Raw genomic sequence first — 17115 nt, 5'->3', positions numbered from 1 at the left:
AGGGGAACAACATGTCGTTCATCGGCCGTGACATGGCGATCGACCTCGGGACCGCCAACACGCTGGTGTACGTGAGGGGCCGGGGGATCGTCCTGAACGAGCCGTCCGTGGTCGCCATCAACACGAACACCGGTGGCATTCTGGCGGTCGGCTCCGAGGCGAAGAAGATGATCGGGCGCACGCCCGGCAACATCGTCGCCGTACGGCCCCTCAAGGACGGCGTCATCGCCGACTTCGAGATCACCGAGCGTATGCTCCGGTACTTCATCCTCAAGATCCACAAGCGCCGCTACCTGGCCCGTCCGCGTGTCGTGGTCTGCGTTCCCTCCGGCATCACCGGAGTCGAGCGCCGCGCCGTGATCGAGGCGTCCACGCAGGCCGGCGCCCGTCAGGTGCACATCATCGAAGAGCCCATGGCCGCCGCCATCGGCTCGGGCCTGCCCGTCCACGAGGCCACCGGAAACATGGTCGTGGACATCGGCGGCGGCACCACCGAGGTCGCCGTCATCTCCCTCGGCGGAATCGTCACGGCACAGTCCATCCGGGTTGCCGGTGACGAGCTGGACAACGCGATCATCCAGCACATCAAGAAGGAGTACTCGCTCCTCCTCGGCGAGCGCACCGCCGAGCAGATCAAGATCACCATCGGGTCGGCGTACGACCTCGACAAGGACGAGCACACCGAGATCCGCGGCCGAGACCTGGTCTCCGGCCTGCCCAAGACGGTCGTCATCTCGGCCGCCGAGGTCCGCAAGGCGATCGAGGAGCCCGTCAACGCCATCGTCGACGCCGTCAAGACCACCCTCGACAAGTGCCCGCCGGAACTCTCCGGCGACATCATGGACCGCGGCATCGTCCTGACCGGCGGCGGCGCCCTGCTGCGCGGCCTCGACGAGCGGCTGCGCCGTGAGACGGGCATGCCCATCCACATCGCCGAGGACCCGCTCGACTCCGTCGCCCTCGGATCGGGCAAGTGCGTCGAGGAGTTCGAGGCACTGCAGCAGGTCCTGGACGCCCAGCCCCGTCGCTGACACACACCCCTCCGAGCCGGAGGGACCATGCGGAACACACAAGGATCCGCCGTACGGGTGCTACCGAGCCCGTGCGGCGGATCGTTGATATACAGGCAAAACAACATTCCGACGAGGAAGGCACGGCCGCCGCACGTGAGGGACACACGAGAAAGCCGGCTGCTCCTGGTGCTTCTGATCGCCATCGCGTTCGCATTGATCACGGTGGACATCAGGGCAGGCGAGGAGTCTCCGGTCGACGGTGCCCGACAGGCCGCGGCAGCGGTCTTCGGCCCGGTCGAGAAGGGCGTGGCGACCGCCGTCGACCCGGTCGCCAACGCCATAGGGGCGGTACGGGACTCCGGCGAGCGCCACAACCGCATCGCCGTGCTGGAGCAGCAGAACGCGGCCCTGAAGGCGAAACTGGGCAGCGACGACCAGACCCGCAGCCGCATCCACGAGCTCGACGAGATGCTCAAGCGGGCCGGCGCCGGACAGTACGGCATCAAGGGCGCCGAGGTCATCGCCATAGGAGCGGCCCAGGGCTTCTCCTGGACCGTCACCATCGACGCCGGCAGCAAGGACGGCATCGAGCGCGACATGACCGTCCTGAACGGCGACGGACTCGTCGGCCGGGTCAGCACCGTCGGCCCGGACACCGCCACCGTCGTCCTCGCCAACGACCCGGACTTCACCGTCGGGACCCGCCTGGAGAAGACCGGCGAACTCGGCTTCGCCACCGGCCAGGGCGACCGCGCGCTGTCCGTCCAGATGCTCAACGGCAAGGCCAAGGTCAGCCCCGGGGACCGCCTGGTCACCTTCGGCTCGCGCGGCAACAAGCCCTTCGTGCCCGGCGTGCCGATCGGCGAGGTCGTCAAGGTCGATCCCTCGCGCGGCGACCTGACCCGCACGGTCTGGGTACGCCCGTTCGTCGGCTTCTCGCGCCTGGACATCGTCGGCGTCGTCGTGATGCCGCCGCGCGAGGACCCGCGCGACGCCGTCCTGCCGCCCAAGCCCGAGGCCCCCAAGCCCACCCCCACGGTCACCGTCACGGTCACGCCCTCGGGGTCCGCCAGTGTGCCCGGCAAGCCGGCCGACGACTAGGAGCAGACCGACCATGCGCTTCAACCGGATCCTGCTCTCGGCCACCCTCGTCGTGGTCGCGCTCGTCATCCAGGTCACCGTTCTCGGCCGGCTCCAACTGCCCGGCGCCGTGCCCGACCTGGTGCTGCTCACCGTCGTCGCCCTCGCGCTCGTGTACGGGCACGTCAGCGGCGCCCTCATCGGCTTCTCCGCCGGCCTCCTCGCCGACCTGGCACCGCCCGCCGACCACGCCGCCGGACGGTACGCACTCGTCCTGTGCGTCATCGGCTACGTGGCCGGCCTGGTCCGCCCCGACAACGGGCGGTTCCGTTCCGCCTGGGGCCCGATGCTCACCGTCGTCGCCGCCGCGATCGGCTCCACCCTGCTCTACGCGAGCGTGGGCGCGCTCGTCGGCGACACGGCCGCCCGCCACGTGGGCCTGACCGGGCTGCTGTTCACCGCCACCCTCTACGACCTGCTGCTCGCGCCGTTCACCGTGCCGTTCATCATGGCGCTGGCCCGGCGTGCCGAGAACGACCCGATGGCCGTCGAGGCCGGCGGCGGCCCCGCCGGCAAGGCCGCCGACGTCTCCTCCGGCTGGCTGGCCGGCGGTACCGGCCTGCGCATCGGCAGCCAGCGCGGAGGCCTGCGTCTGAAGACCGCCCGGTCCCGGGCCAACAAGGCCGTCCGCATAAAGGGCGTCAAGCCGTTCAAGGGTGTGAAGAGCATCAAGAAGCTGTGAGGGAGGAGCAGGCGTGACCAACGTTCCGGAGACCGGCCGCACCTCCCGGGTGCAGATCCGGCTCGTCATCATCCAGGTACTCGTCCTCTCGATGCTGGTCACCCTCGGCGGGCGCCTCTGGTACCTCCAGATCCGCAACGGCGAGGAGTACTACCACGAGGCGAAGAGCAACCACGTCCAGCGGGTCGTCCGGCCCGCTGTGCGCGGGTCGGTCCTCGATGCCCGGGGCGTGCCGCTCGCCGACAACGAGACCCGCCTGGTCGTCTCCGCCAGCCGCACGGCGCTGATGAAGATGAAGGACCGGGGCAAGGGCGTCATGACGCGCCTCGCCGACGTCCTGGACATGACCGCCAAGGAGGTCATGGAAAAGGTCCGGCTCTGCGACTCCCAGACCCCGAAGCCCTGCTGGAACGGCTCCCCGTACCAGCCGATTCCCATCACCCTCGAAGCCACGACGCAGCAGGCGCTGCAGCTGCGCGAACGCCCCGAGGAATTCCCCGGCATCACCGCGGAGCCCACCGCCGTCCGCCGCTACCCGGCACCCGCCGGGGCCCGTACCTCACAGGTGCTCGGCTACCTCTCGCCGGTCACCGACGAGGAGATCCAGAAGGCCAAGGACACGGACTCTCCGCATCTGCGCTCCGACCAGGTCGGCCGCTCCGGAATCGAACGCACCTATGACAAGCAGTTGCGCGGCAAGGCGGCCGTCACCTCGTACGAGGTCGACAACCTCGGCCGGGTCATGCACCAGACCGAGGCCGACCCGGGCGTGCCCGGATCCACCCTCATCACCAGCATCGACGCACGGGTCCAGTCCGTCGCCGAGTACGAGCTCCAGCAGGCGATGAAGACCGTCCGTCAGGAGACCGACAACATCACCGGCCGCAAGTACGAGGCCGACTCGGGCGCCGTCGTCGTCATGGAGACCAAGACCGGCCGCGTCGTCGCGATGGCCTCCCAGCCCGACTACGACCCCAACGCCTGGGTCGGCGGCATCTCCGGCAAGGACTACGCCAACCTCACCAGCAAGAACTCCAACTACCCGCTGCTCAACCGGGCCATCCAGGGCCAGGCTCCCGCGGGCTCCATCTTCAAGGTGGTCTCGGCGAGCGCGGCCGTCCGGGCCGGCTACGCCTTCGACGACAAGTACAACTGCAGCGCGTCCTACAACATGGGCGGCCGGAGCTTCGCGAACTTCGAGTCCAAGGGGCACGGCCCCATCACCCTCGCCGAGGCCCTCAAGTTCTCCTGCAACACCGTCTTCTACGCCCTCGGGCACAAGGAGTGGCAGCGCGACGGCGGCCTCACGCCCAAGAAGGACGCCCACGACTGGTTCTACCGGACCGCCCGTGAATTCGGACTCGGCTCCGAGACCGGGATCGACCTGCCGAACGAGGTGACCGGCCGCATCCCCGACCGCCGCTGGAAGAAGAACTTCTGGGCGGCCAACAAGGACGCCTGGTGCAAGCAGGGCAAGAAGGGCGGCACCTACGTCGAGCAGATCGCCTACGAGAGCTGCCTCGAAGGCAACCAGCTGAAGGCGTTCGACAGCATCAACTTCGCCATCGGCCAGGGCGACGTCCTCGTCACCCCCATCCAGATGGCCACCGCCTACTCCGCCATCAGCAACGGCGGCACCCTCTACGACCCCACGGTCGGCAAGGCCGTGATCAGCCCCGACGGCAAGCGCATCGATATGATCAAGCCCAAGCCCCACGGCAGGCTGCCGGTCGACGCCGAGACCATCGGCAACCTCGACAGGGGCCTGCGGATGGTCGTCGAGCCCGGCGGCACCGCCGCCTGGCGGTTCGGGGGGTGGCCGCTGGACAAGATCCCGATGCGGGCCAAGACCGGCACCGCCCAGGTGTACGGCAAGCAGACCACGTCGTGGCTTGCGACGTACACCGACGACTTCGCGATCGTCATGACGATCTCCCAGGGCGGCACCGGCTCCGGGGCCTGCGGCCCGGCGGTCCGCGCCCTCTACAACGCCATCTACGGCCTCGACATGGAGGGCAAGCAGGACCTGAAGAAGGCCCTGCTGCTCCAGCCCGAGGCCAAACTGCCCAAGATCCGCCCCGACGGCTCCATCGACTCCCCCGAGATCAGGCCGTACGTGCCGCCGTCCCCGGAGGAGCCGGCGCCGCCCGTGCTCGCCGGGCCGCCCTCCGCGCGGCAGGACTGAGGACCGAAACCGACATGCAGACCGCCAACAAGTTCTCCGTCTCCCGGTACGCGCCCGAGCGCGGGGCGATGGCCAAACTCACCGCCCGCGACTCGGTGGTGCGCCGGCTCGACTGGCCGATACTCCTCTCCGCGCTCGCCCTGTCCTTCATCGGCTCCCTGCTGGTGTGGTCGGCGACCCGTAACAGGACCCAGCTGAACCAGGGCGACCCGTACTACTTCCTGGCCCGGCACGCCCTGAACACCGGCATCGGCCTGGTGCTGATGATCGGCACCGTCTGGCTCGGCCACCGCACCCTGCGCGGAGCGGTGCCGGTCCTCTACGGGCTCTCGCTCGTGCTCATCCTCGCCGTGCTCACCCCGCTCGGCGCCACCATCAACGGCGCCCACGCGTGGATCGTGATCGGCGGCGGATTCTCCCTCCAGCCCTCCGAGTTCGTGAAGATCACGATCATCCTGGTCATGGCGATCCTGCTGGCCACCAGGGTGGACGCGGGCGACCTCACCCACCCGGACCACCGCACGGTCGTCAAGGCGCTCTGCTTGGCCGCCGCCCCGATGGGCATCGTCATGCTGATGCCCGACCTCGGGTCCGTCATGGTCATGGTCGTCATCGTGCTCGGCGTGCTGCTGGGCTCGGGCGCCTCCAACCGCTGGGTGCTGGGCCTGATCGGCTCGGGCGTGGGCGGGGCCGTCCTGATATGGCAGCTCGGCGTCCTGGACGAGTACCAGATCAACCGCTTCGCGGCCTTCGCCAACCCCGAGCTCGACCCCGCGGGCGTCGGCTACAACACCAACCAGGCGCGCATCGCGATCGGCTCCGGCGGTCTGACCGGCTCCGGCCTCTTCAAGGGCTCACAGACCACCGGCCAGTTCGTGCCGGAGCAGCAGACGGACTTCGTCTTCACCGTGGCGGGCGAGGAGCTCGGCTTCGTCGGGGCCGGACTGATCCTGCTGCTGCTCGGCATCATCCTGTGGCGGGCCTGCATGATCGCGCGGGAGACCACCGAGCTCTACGGGACGATCGTGTGCGCCGGGATCATCGCGTGGTTCGCCTTCCAGTCCTTCGAGAACATCGGGATGAACCTCGGGATCATGCCGGTGGCCGGCCTTCCGCTGCCGTTCGTGTCGTACGGCGGGTCATCGATGTTCGCGGTGTGGATCGCGGTCGGACTACTGCAGTCGATCAAGGTGCAGCGACCATTGTCGGCCTGATGCTCCGTTCACCCTGCCGCCGTGATCCGTTCAGGACTAAGTTCGGTCTATGGCGGACACGAAACGCGAGATCGAGCGGAAATTCGAGTTCACTCAGTCGAAGTCGGCCCGGCACGGGGTGCCGGACCTGACGGGCACGGCCGCGATCGCGGCCGTCTCCGACCAGGGCACCGTCGACCTCGACGCCGTCTACTACGACACCCCCGACCAGCGGCTCGCGGCCGACGGTCTCACCCTGCGGCGCAGAACGGGCGGGGCCGACGCCGGCTGGCACCTCAAACTGCCCGTCTCCCCGGGAGTGCGCGACGAGATCGGGGCCCCGCTCGGCGACGACACCGTCCCGCGCCCGCTGGCCGCCCTGCTCCGCTCCCGGGTACGCGGCGCCGCGCTGGAGCCGCAGGTCAGGCTCCTCTCCTCGCGCCGGGTCAGCCATCTCCTGGACGCCGACGGAGCCGTGCTCGCGGAACTGAGCACCGACACGGTACGGGCCGAGCGGGGCGAGGCCACCGCCGACTGGACCGAGGTCGAGGTGGAGCTCGCCGACGGGGTCGACCCCGGGCTGCTCGACGCGGTCGAGAAGACGTTCCGCAAGGCCGGGCTGAAGGTCTCCGCCGCCCCCTCGAAGCTCGCCCGGGCGCTGGCCGAGACCGGCACGGCGCCCCCGGCCCGGCCCGGGGGCGGGGGCTCCGACGGTACGGCGGGCGCGTACGTCCTGGCGTACCTGCGCGAACAGCTCGGCGCCCTGATCGCCCAGGACCCGGCGGTGCGGCGGGGCCTGCCGGACTCCGTCCACCAGATGCGGGTCGCCTCCCGCCGCCTGCGCAGCGCCTTCAAGACGTACCGCAAGGTGCTGGACCGGACCGTCACCGACCCGATCGGCGAGGAACTGCGCTGGCTCGCCGCCGAACTCGGCGTCGACCGCGACCAGGAGGTCCTGCTGGAGCGGATCCAGGCCCGCCTCGACGAACTGCCGCGCACCCTGCTGCTCGGCCCGGTCCGCGGCCGGCTGCGGACGTGGAACGCCACCCGCCGCTCCGGATCCCGCCGCCGGGCCCTGGCCGCGCTCGACAGCGCGCGCTACCTCGCCCTGCTGGACTCCCTCGACGTCATGCTGGACGCGCCCCCGCTGCGCAAGGCCGCCCGCGGCCGGGCGGAGCGCGTCCTGCCGAAGGCCGTGCTGCGCGACTTCGAGCGCCTCGCCGGCCGGGTCGACACGGCGCTCGCCCTCGCCGAGGGCCACGAGCGCGACCTGGCCCTGCACGAGGCCCGCAAGGCCGCCAAGCGCGCCCGGTACGCGGCGGAGGCGGCCACGCCCGCGCTCGGCAAACCGGCGAAACGCCTGGCCAAGGCGATGAAGTCGGTCCAGACCCTGCTCGGTGACCACCAGGACAGCGTGGTCGCCCGCGACGCCCTGCACGGCCTCGCCGTCCAGGCGGCGGGCGCGGGGGAGTCCGCCTTCACCTGGGGCGTGCTCTATGCCCACGAGGAGGCCCTGGCCGCACGGCGCGAACAGGAGCTTCCGGACATCTGGGCGAAGGCCTCCGGACATGGGCTGAGGGCCGCACTGGGATGATCATGTGGGTGGAGGCGCCTGAGCCTGGGGGTACGCTTGAGAGCTGCCCCCTTGCCCGCTTCACGAAAGTCGCGTGATGACCGAGTCGGTCTTCCCTCAGCTTGAGGCCCTGCTTCCGCACGTGCAGAAGCCCATCCAGTACGTCGGTGGTGAGCTCAACTCCACGGTGAAGCCGTGGGAGAGCTGCGACGTCCGCTGGGCGCTGATGTACCCGGACGCGTACGAAGTCGGGCTGCCCAACCAGGGCGTCATGATCCTCTACGAGGTGCTCAACGAGCGCGAGGGCGTGCTCGCCGAGCGCACCTACAGCGTGTGGCCCGACCTCGAAGAACTGATGCGCGAGCACAACGTGCCGCAATTCACCGTGGACAGCCACCGCCCGGTCTCCGCCTTCGACGTGTTCGGCCTGTCCTTCTCCACGGAGCTGGGCTACACGAACATGCTCACGGCGCTCGACCTCGCGGGCATCCCGCTCGAGGCCAGGAACCGCACGGTCGACCACCCGATCGTCCTCGCGGGCGGCCACGCGGCCTTCAACCCCGAGCCGATCGCGGAGTTCATCGACTGCGCGGTCATCGGCGACGGCGAGCAGGCCGTCCTCGACATGACCGAGATCATCCGCACGTGGAAGGCGGAGGGCCGGCCGGGCGGGCGCGAGGAGGTCCTCCTCCGTCTCGCCAAGACCGGCAACGTCTACGTCCCCGGTTTCTACGACGTCGAGTACCTGCCGGACGGCCGCATCGGCCGTGTGGTGCCCAACCGCTCCGGCGTGCCGTGGCGCGTGTCCAAGCACACCGTCATGGACCTCGACGAGTGGCCCTACCCCAAGCAGCCGCTGGTCCCGCTCGCCGAGACCGTCCACGAGCGGATGTCTGTGGAGATCTTCCGGGGCTGCACCCGAGGCTGCCGTTTCTGCCAGGCCGGCATGATCACGCGCCCCGTGCGGGAGCGAAGCATCACCGGCATCGGCGAGATGGTGGAGCGCGGGCTGAAGGCCACGGGCTTCGAGGAGGTCGGCCTCCTGTCGCTGTCCTCCGCGGACCACACCGAGATCGCGGACATCGCCAAGGGCCTCGCGGACCGCTACACGGACGACAAGGTGGGCCTGTCCCTGCCGTCGACCCGTGTGGACGCGTTCAACGTGGACCTGGCCAACGAGCTGACCCGCAACGGCCGCCGCTCCGGGCTGACCTTCGCCCCCGAGGGCGGCTCCGAGCGCATGCGCAAGGTCATCAACAAGATGGTCTCGGAAGAGGACCTGATCCGGACCGTCTCCACGGCGTACGGCAACGGCTGGCGCCAGGTGAAGCTGTACTTCATGTGCGGCCTGCCGACCGAGACCGACGAGGACGTGCTCCAGATCGGCGACATGGCGGTCAACGTCATCGCCAAGGGGCGCGAGGTCTCCGGCCAGAACGACATCCGGTGCACGGTGTCCATCGGCGGTTTCGTGCCGAAGCCGCACACCCCGTTCCAGTGGGCGCCGCAGCTGTCGGCCGAGGAGACGGACGCCCGCCTGGGCAAGCTCCGCGACAAGATCCGCGGCGACAAGAAGTACGGCCGCTCCATCGGCTTCCGCTACCACGACGGCAAGCCGGGCATCGTCGAGGGCCTGCTCTCGCGCGGTGACCGCCGCATCGGCGACGTCATCCGCGCCGTGTACGAGTCCGGCGGCCGCTTCGACGGCTGGCGCGAGCACTTCTCCTACGACCGCTGGATGGAAGCGGCGGAGAAGACGCTGCCCGCGTACGGCGTGGACGTGGCCTGGTACACGACCCGTGAGCGCACGTACGAGGAGGTCCTGCCCTGGGACCACCTGGACTCCGGTCTCGACAAGGACTGGCTCTGGGAGGACTGGCAGGACGCCCTCGACGAGACCGAGGTCGACGACTGCCGCTGGACCCCGTGCTTCGACTGCGGTGTCTGTCCGCAGCTCGACTTGGACATTCAGATCGGCCCGACCGGCAAGAAGCTGCTGCCGCTGTCGGTCGTGAAGTGACCTCGGGCTGACGCAGCCCGCGAGATGCCCCTCACCGGGAACGGTGGGGGGCATCTCACGTGCAACGGCTCGGGCCCGTGCTGCGTCGTCGTAGGTATGGACCTGGAGAAACACGGCCGGCACGAGCCGGAACCCGGCGGCGAGGGCTGCGTCTTCGCGCTCGTCCGGATCCCGGTGCGGATCCTGGCCGTGGTGATCGTGCTCCCGCTGCGGATGGCCTGGGACCTGCTGGTCCTGGTGGCGCGCGGCGTGCACCGCCACGCCCTGCGCCCGGCCGGCGACGCGGTGGCCTGGCTGTTCACCCGGCTCGACCGGTACGTCCTGACGCCGCTCGGGCGCGGACTGGCCTGGCTGGCCCGCTGGACGGGAACGGTCCTGAAGTGGCTGGCCCTCGCCGTCTTCTACTGGCCGTGGGCCGCGCTGTGGGATCACGTCCTCGCGCCCGCGGGCGCCGCCCTGTGGCGCTGGGTCCTCGTCCCCCTGGGGCAGGCGGTCGGATGGCTGGCGAAGGCCCTGTTCGTGTGGCCTTGGGTGGCGCTGTGGCGGTACGCGGTCGTCCCGGGAGCCGCCGCGCTGTACCGGTACCTGCTGCGGCCGGCCGGCGGCGCGGTCGTCTGGACGCTCACCGCCGTGTACCGGTACCTGCTGCTGCCGTCGGCCCGGGGCATCGCCTGGCTGGCCCAGGGGCTGTACCGGTACGTCCTGGTCCCGGCCGGCCGCGGCCTGGCCCGGCTGGCCCGCGGCACCGGGGCCGCGCTGGGCTGGCTGGCGAAGGCCCTGTTCGTCTGGCCGTGGGTCGCCCTGTGGCGGTACGCCGTCGTCCCGGTCGCGGCCGGGACGTACCGCTTTGTCCTGACCCCGCTCGGGCAGGGCGTCGCCTGGGCCGCACGGGGCCTGTACCGGTACGTGCTCACACCCCTCGGACACTTCGCCGCCGCCGTCTGGCACCTCGCCGGCCGCGTCAGCCGGGCCGTCGGCCGCGGACTCCTGTGGCTGTGGCGGGGCCTGGTCGCCCGGCCCGCCGCCTGGGTCCGCCGCCAGGTGCTCACTCCCGCCGGACACCTCGTCCGAGAGGTGTGGCGCAGCTCGCGGCTCGCGGTGCGGGAGGCGCGGGCCTCCGTACGGCAGGCGCTCTTCGGTCCTCCGCCCCGGGAACCGGCGAGGTCACGGGCGCGTACTCTGGGTAGTACGACAGCCGCAGGCAACACGCCCGCTCCCGAGATCTCCCTGCACGAACGGCAGGGGTGAGCCGGAGGCAGGGCGTGGCCGGCAGGTCCCACAGACGCTCAGGGCGACGCGCGAGCCGCGGAGCCCCGCACAAGGAGAAGAACCACTGGGCAAGCGACAGCCCGAAGGCCCGCCTCCCGCACCGGTGGTGCAGCGCATCCGACTGCGCTACACCAAGCGCGGCCGCCTCCGGTTCACCAGCCACCGCGATTTCCAGCGCGCCTTCGAGCGGGCCCTGCGCCGGGCCGAGGTGCCGATGGCGTACTCGGCCGGCTTCACCCCGCACCCCCGCGTCTCGTACGCGAACGCCGCCCCGACCGGGACCGGCAGCGAGGCCGAATACCTGGAGATCGCCCTCGCCGCGCCCCGCGACCCCGAGAAGCTCCGCGAGCTGCTCGACGAGTCGATGCCGGCCGGGCTCGACATCATCGACGCCGTGGAGGCCCGCACCTCGGGCCTCGCGGACCGGCTCACCGCCTCCGTGTGGGAGCTGCGCCTGGACGGCGTGGAGCCCGCCGAGGCCGAGCGGGCCGTGGCGGCCTTCCTCGCCGCCGAGACCGTGGAGGTGCAGCGCCGCACCAAGAACGGAATGCGGACCTTCGACACGCGCGGCGCCGTCGTCACTCTGGAGGCCCTTCCCGCCCAGGCTGATAGGCCCCTGGACAATGCCTGTGCGATACTGCGGCTGGTTGTTCGGCATCTGACACCTGCCGTGCGACCCGACGACGTCCTGTCCGGTCTCCGAGCTGTGGCCGACCTGGCGCCGCCGGTCCCCTCAGCGGTGACCAGGCTGGCGCAGGGGCTCTTCGACGAGGAGTCCGGCACGGTGACCGACCCGCTCGCGCCCGACCGCGAGGCTGATACGGCCGCTCCACCCACGGCCGCCGTAGCCGCCGACGCGAAGGCGCCGGAAGGTCCCGCCGCGTAAGGAACGTCGTCGTCGCGCAGCCCTGGCACTCGGGAGCCACCTGGGTCGGGCCGCGCACTGACCTGAAGACTTCCGCCAGGCCGTACGGACAACACGTACGGAACCGGCGGCCATGAACTGAGCTCCCGTGTGGCGAACGCGCCCCGGAGGCCGGTTCCGCGCTCATTACGCGGAGCCGTGCCGGACCGGAAGTCAGCCGCGGCGCCCGGGAGCGTGACGGGAGAACCGCCCGCAATGCTCAACAACGAAAACGACACCACCACCGCCGGTAACGCCGACAACGGCAGCCCGAGCGACAACCTGCCTCCGCGCAGGCGCCGCCGCGCCGCCTCCCGGCCCGCCGGGCCGCCCGGCGCCGCCGCCGCAGAGGCGACCCCGGTGGCGGAGGCCGCCCCGGCCGCCCCCGTGGAGGAGGCCGCTCCGGCCGCCGCCCCCGCCCGTACCCGCCGCCGCGCGACCCGCGCCGTGGCCGCCCCCGAGACCGCTGCCGCCGAGGCTGTCGCCGAGGCCGCCGCCCCGGCCGCCCCGGTCGTGGAGACCCCCGCCGCCGTCGCCGAGGAGCCCGCCGCTCCCGCTCCGCGTGCCCGCCGCCGTGCCACCCGCGCCGTCGCAGCCCCCGAGGCTCCGGTCGCCGAGGCCGCGCCCGTGGCCGAGGAGGAGGCTCCGGCCGCTCCCGCCCCGCGTGCCCGCCGCCGTGCGACCCGCGCCGTCGCCGCGCCCGAGGCCGTGGCCGCCCCGGCCGAGCCCGTGGCCGAGGAGGTCGAGGAGGTCGAGGAGGCTCCGGCCGCTCCGGCTCCGCGTGCCCGCCGCCGTGCGACCCGCGCCGTCGCCGCCCCGGCCGCCGAGGCCGCCCCGGCTCCGGTCGTCGAAGCCGCCCCGGCTCCGGTCGCGGAGGCCCCGGCCGCCGTGGTCGAGGAGGCCGAGGAGGCTCCGGCCGCTCCGGCTCCGCGTGCCCGCCGCCGTGCCACCCGCGCCGTCGCCGCCCCGGCCGCCACCGCCCCCGTCGAGGACGAGGCTCCCGCCGTGGCCGAGGAGGCCCCCAAGGCCGCCGCCCGCGCCTTCACCGTGGCCGACGCCCTGGACTCCCCGAAGCGCGGCGGCCGCCGCCGCGCCACCCGTTCCACCGCTCCGGCCGCCCCCGCGCAGCCCGCCGCCCAGCCCGCCGAGAGCGCCCAGCCCGCGGCCCCGGCCCGTGCCCGCCGTGCCGCGCGCCCCGCCGTGGCCGTCTTCCAGGCCCCGGTCTTCGCCGAGCCGATGTTCCAGACGCCCGAGACCGCGGCCATGGCCGCCGCGGCCGCCCGCGCCGCCGCCCCGGCCGAAGAGATCGAGGAGGAGGAGACGGAGGCCGCGGCCGAGGTCGTCCAGACCTCCGCCCCGCAGCCCGCCGGCCGCCGCCGTCGTCGTGGGCGCGGCGCCGCCGAGGCCGCCCCGGTCGCCGAGTCCGCGCCGGTCTCCCTCCCCGAGGTACTCGCCGAGGAGGAGCCCGAGGCTGAGCTCGAAGAGGAGTCCGCCGAGTTCGAGGAGGGCGACGAGTCGGGCGAGCGTCCCTCGCGCCGTCGCCGTCGCGGTGGCCGTCGTCGCCGTCGTGGCGAGTCCGCCGACCTCGACGAGGCCGCCGAGGAAGAGGCCGAGGAAGAGGCCGAGGCCGCCGAGCAGGAGGCCGAGGGCGAAGAAGAGGCCGCCGAGTTCGACGAGGCCGACGAGGCCCTCGGCTCCAGCTCCAGCCGCCGTCGCCGCCGTCGCCGTCGCCGCAGTGGCGAAACCGCTGCCGAGGCCGCCGAGGCGGGCGAGGAGGACGGCGTACGCACCGTCGTCAAGGTCCGCGAGCCGCGCCCGGCCCGCGAGAAGGCCGAACCCGGTTCGGGCACAGACGAGGTCCAGTCCATCAAGGGCTCGACCCGCCTGGAGGCGAAGAAGCAGCGCCGCCGCGAGGGCCGCGAGCAGGGCCGCCGCCGCGTCCCGATCATCACCGAGGCCGAGTTCCTGGCCCGCCGTGAGGCCGTCGAGCGAGTCATGGTCGTCCGCCAGTCCGGCGAGCGCACCCAGATCGGCGTCCTCGAGGACAACGTGCTCGTCGAGCACTACGTCAACAAGGAAGAGGCCACCTCGTACGTCGGCAACGTCTACCTGGGCAAGGTCCAGAACGTGCTGCCGTCCATGGAGGCCGCCTTCATCGACATCGGCAAGGGCCGCAACGCGGTCCTGTACGCCGGTGAGGTCAACTTCGAGGCGCTCGGCATGGCCAACGGGCCGCGCCGCATCGAGTCCGCCCTCAAGTCCGGCCAGTCGGTCCTGGTGCAGGTCACCAAGGACCCGATCGGCCACAAGGGCGCCCGCCTGACCAGCCAGGTCTCGCTGCCCGGCCGCTACCTGGTCTACGTGCCCGAGGGCTCGATGACCGGCATCAGCCGCAAGCTGCCCGACACCGAGCGCGCGCGTCTGAAGACCATCCTCAAGAAGATCGTCCCCGAGGACGCGGGCGTCATCGTGCGCACCGCCGCCGAGGGTGCGAGCGAGGACGAGCTGCGCCGCGACGTCGAGCGTCTGCAGGCCCAGTGGGAGGACATCCAGAAGAAGTCGAAGCAGATCTCGACCTCTTCGCCGAGCCTGCTGTACGGCGAGCCGGACATGACCGTCCGTGTCGTGCGCGACATCTTCAACGAGGACTTCTCGAAGGTCATCGTCAGCGGTGACGGCGCCTGGGAGACCATCCACGGCTACGTGAACCACGTGGCCCCGGACCTGACCGACCGGCTGTCCCGCTGGACCTCCGAGGTCGACGTCTTCGCGACGTACCGGATCGACGAGCAGCTCGCCAAGGCGCTCGACCGCAAGGTGTGGCTGCCCTCGGGCGGCTCGCTCGTGATCGACAAGACCGAAGCGATGATCGTCATCGACGTCAACACCGGCAAGTTCACCGGTCAGGGCGGCAACCTCGAAGAGACCGTCACCAGGAACAACCTGGAGGCGGCCGAGGAGATCGTGCGCCAGCTGCGGCTGCGCGACCTGGGCGGCATCGTCGTCATCGACTTCATCGACATGGTCCTGGAGTCCAACCGCGACCTGGTCCTGCGGCGCATGCTGGAGTGCCTGGGCCGTGACCGGACCAAGCACCAGGTGGCCGAGGTCACCTCGCTGGGCCTGGTCCAGATGACCCGCAAGCGGGTGGGCCAGGGTCTGCTGGAGTCCTTCTCCGAGACCTGCGTCCACTGCAACGGCCGCGGTGTCATCGTGCACATGGAGCAGCCGACCGCGATCGGCGGCGGCGGCAACGGCAAGCGTTCCAAGCGCCGCGGTGGCAAGGCGGAGTTCGACCAGCACGACCACGAGGTCGAGACGGTCGAGGTGGAGTTCGAGTCCGAGGCCGAGGTGGCCGCCGAGGCCGCCGCGCCGCAGGCGCTGCCCGAGCCCGAGTTCGTCGCGGACGAGGAGCTGTACAGCAGCCCCGCCGAGGCGGAGGCCGCGGCGGGCCTGAGCGGCCGCCGCAACCGTCGCCGTGCCACCCGCAAGGCGACCGCTCCGGCGGGCGCCCCGCGCGGTGCGACCGCTCCGGCGCAGGCACCGGCCCCCGCGGCCGAGGCCGTCGCCGAGGTCGTCGCCGAGCCGGTCACCGAGCCGGCCGACACGGTCCTGGAGCCGGCCGTGGAGGCCGCGGAGGCCGCGGAAACGGTGGAGGCCGCCCCCGTCGAGGAGGCCCCCAAGGGCCGCACCCGTCGCCGTGCGACCCGTAAGGCCACCGCCCCGGCGGGTGCCCCGGCCCCCGCGGCCGAGGTGGCCCCGGAGCCGGTCGTCGTGGCGGAGCCCGAGCCGCTCGTCGCCGAGCCCGAGCCCGAGCCCGAGCCGGTCGTCGCCGTGGCCGAGGAGGCCCCGGTGGCGGAGGCCGCTCCGGCCCGTCCGCGCCGCCGTGCCACCCGTAAGGCCACCGCGCCCGCCGGTTCCCCGGCAGGCGCGGCGGAGGCCGCCGTGGTGGTCGTGGAGGCCCCGGTGAGCGAGCCGGAGCCGGAGCCGCAGGCCCCGGCCGAGGCCGAGGAGGCCGCTCCGGCCAAGAAGGCCGCCCGGAAGGCTCCGGCCAAGAAGGCGACCGCGGCGAAGAAGGCCACCACCGCCAAGAAGGCGACGGCGGCCAAGAAGACCGTGGCCAAGAAGGCGGCCACGACCAAGAAGACCGCGACGAAGCGGGCGACGAAGAAGACCGCGGCGGCCGAGCAGCAGACGCTGCCCTCCGTCTCGGCTCCGACCGAAGCCTGATCGACGCGTCCGAAGAAGAGCAGCATGACCGTGGGCCCCGCCGCGAGGCGGGGCCCACGGCCGTGCGGGTGCCGGTTTGACCCCTTGGGACCGGCCCCGTAACCTAGACCGTCGGCGTGTTTTGAACGATTAGCGTTCAGCGCGCGCCGCGCTCCTGAGCACCTTCCTCCCGCTTCGTACGCGCAAGCGTCGGCATGGGAGAGGCCGCTCGTCCATTCCGGATCAGCGTGGGCCCGTCGGAAGACGGAGTCCTCCTGAGCGGCTGGCTTCAGGAGCATCCGCCCCGAGTGAGAGAGAGATCCGCGTGTACGCCATCGTGCGCAGCGGTGGCCGCCAGCACAAGGTTGCTGTCGGCGACATCGTTGAGGTTGACAAGATTTCCACTGCCAAGGTTGGCGACACGGTCGAGCTCTCGACCCTGCTCGTTGTCGACGGCGACGCCGTGACCAGCGACCCGTGGGTCCTGGCCGGCATCAAGGTCACGGCCGAGATCGTGGACCACCACAAGGGCGCCAAGATCGACATCCTGCGCTACAAGAACAAGACCGGCTACCGCCGTCGCCAGGGTCACCGCCAGCAGTACACGGCGATCAAGGTCACCGGTATCCCCGCGGCTGCGAAGTAAGAGGGACTGAGACATGGCACACAAGAAGGGCGCATCGTCCACCCGGAACGGGCGCGACTCCAATGCCCAGCGGCTCGGCGTGAAGCGCTTCGGCGGTCAGGTCGTCTCCGCTGGTGAGATCCTCGTCCGCCAGCGCGGCACCCACTTCCACCCGGGTTCGGGTGTCGGTCGCGGTGGCGACGACACGCTGTTCGCGCTGCAGGCCGGTGCCGTCGAGTTCGGCACGCACCGTGGCCGCAAGGTCGTCAACATCGTTCCGGCCGCCTGATCCAGCTTCTGCT

General features: G+C 71.7%; 12 protein-coding genes. All 12 read left to right on the top strand.

Annotation, left to right across the window (positions count from 1 at the left end):
• The first annotated feature begins 11 nt into the window (after positions 1-11).
• The 12 genes from OG737_RS09205 (at position 12) to rpmA (ending at position 17102) form a co-directional block, all read left to right on the top strand.
• On the top strand, positions 12-1031 hold the full coding sequence (locus tag OG737_RS09205; RefSeq protein ID WP_008738981.1) for a rod shape-determining protein: 1020 nt from the start codon (positions 12-14) through the stop codon (positions 1029-1031).
• Positions 1032-1166: 135 nt separating this feature from the next.
• Positions 1167-2114, top strand: coding sequence for a rod shape-determining protein MreC (mreC, locus tag OG737_RS09200; RefSeq protein WP_328925712.1), 948 nt, complete (start codon positions 1167-1169; stop codon positions 2112-2114).
• 13 nt (positions 2115-2127) lie between these two features.
• Positions 2128-2835 (top strand): rod shape-determining protein MreD, encoded by a 708-nt coding sequence (mreD, locus tag OG737_RS09195; protein WP_328925711.1) that lies wholly within the window; start codon positions 2128-2130, stop codon positions 2833-2835.
• 13 nt (positions 2836-2848) lie between these two features.
• On the top strand, positions 2849-5020 hold the full coding sequence (gene mrdA / locus OG737_RS09190) for a penicillin-binding protein 2 (RefSeq protein WP_405679954.1): 2172 nt from the start codon (positions 2849-2851) through the stop codon (positions 5018-5020).
• Between the two features lie 14 nt (positions 5021-5034).
• Positions 5035-6234 (top strand): rod shape-determining protein RodA, encoded by a 1200-nt coding sequence (gene rodA / locus OG737_RS09185; protein WP_328925709.1) that lies wholly within the window; start codon positions 5035-5037, stop codon positions 6232-6234.
• 49 nt (positions 6235-6283) lie between these two features.
• On the top strand, positions 6284-7807 hold the full coding sequence (locus tag OG737_RS09180) for a CHAD domain-containing protein (RefSeq protein ID WP_405921396.1): 1524 nt from the start codon (positions 6284-6286) through the stop codon (positions 7805-7807).
• 73 nt (positions 7808-7880) lie between these two features.
• Positions 7881-9806 (top strand): TIGR03960 family B12-binding radical SAM protein, encoded by a 1926-nt coding sequence (locus OG737_RS09175; protein WP_328925707.1) that lies wholly within the window; start codon positions 7881-7883, stop codon positions 9804-9806.
• A gap of 96 nt (positions 9807-9902) precedes the next feature.
• On the top strand, positions 9903-11054 hold the full coding sequence (locus OG737_RS09170) for a hypothetical protein (protein ID WP_405679958.1): 1152 nt from the start codon (positions 9903-9905) through the stop codon (positions 11052-11054).
• Positions 11055-11181: 127 nt separating this feature from the next.
• Positions 11182-11961 (top strand): TIGR03936 family radical SAM-associated protein, encoded by a 780-nt coding sequence (locus OG737_RS09165; protein WP_328925705.1) that lies wholly within the window; start codon positions 11182-11184, stop codon positions 11959-11961.
• Positions 11962-12195: 234 nt separating this feature from the next.
• On the top strand, positions 12196-16209 hold the full coding sequence (locus tag OG737_RS09160) for a ribonuclease E/G (RefSeq protein WP_405921395.1): 4014 nt from the start codon (positions 12196-12198) through the stop codon (positions 16207-16209).
• Positions 16210-16513: 304 nt separating this feature from the next.
• Positions 16514-16834, top strand: a complete 321-nt coding sequence (rplU, locus tag OG737_RS09155) for a 50S ribosomal protein L21 (protein ID WP_030715748.1) — start codon at positions 16514-16516, stop codon at positions 16832-16834.
• 13 nt (positions 16835-16847) lie between these two features.
• On the top strand, positions 16848-17102 hold the full coding sequence (gene rpmA, locus OG737_RS09150; RefSeq protein ID WP_048480572.1) for a 50S ribosomal protein L27: 255 nt from the start codon (positions 16848-16850) through the stop codon (positions 17100-17102).
• Positions 17103-17115 lie beyond the last annotated feature (13 nt).

This window comes from Streptomyces sp. NBC_00122 (assembly GCF_045160845.1).
GTDB lineage: Bacteria > Actinomycetota > Actinomycetes > Streptomycetales > Streptomycetaceae > Streptomyces.
This window is presented reverse-complemented; position numbering and strand designations above follow the sequence as displayed.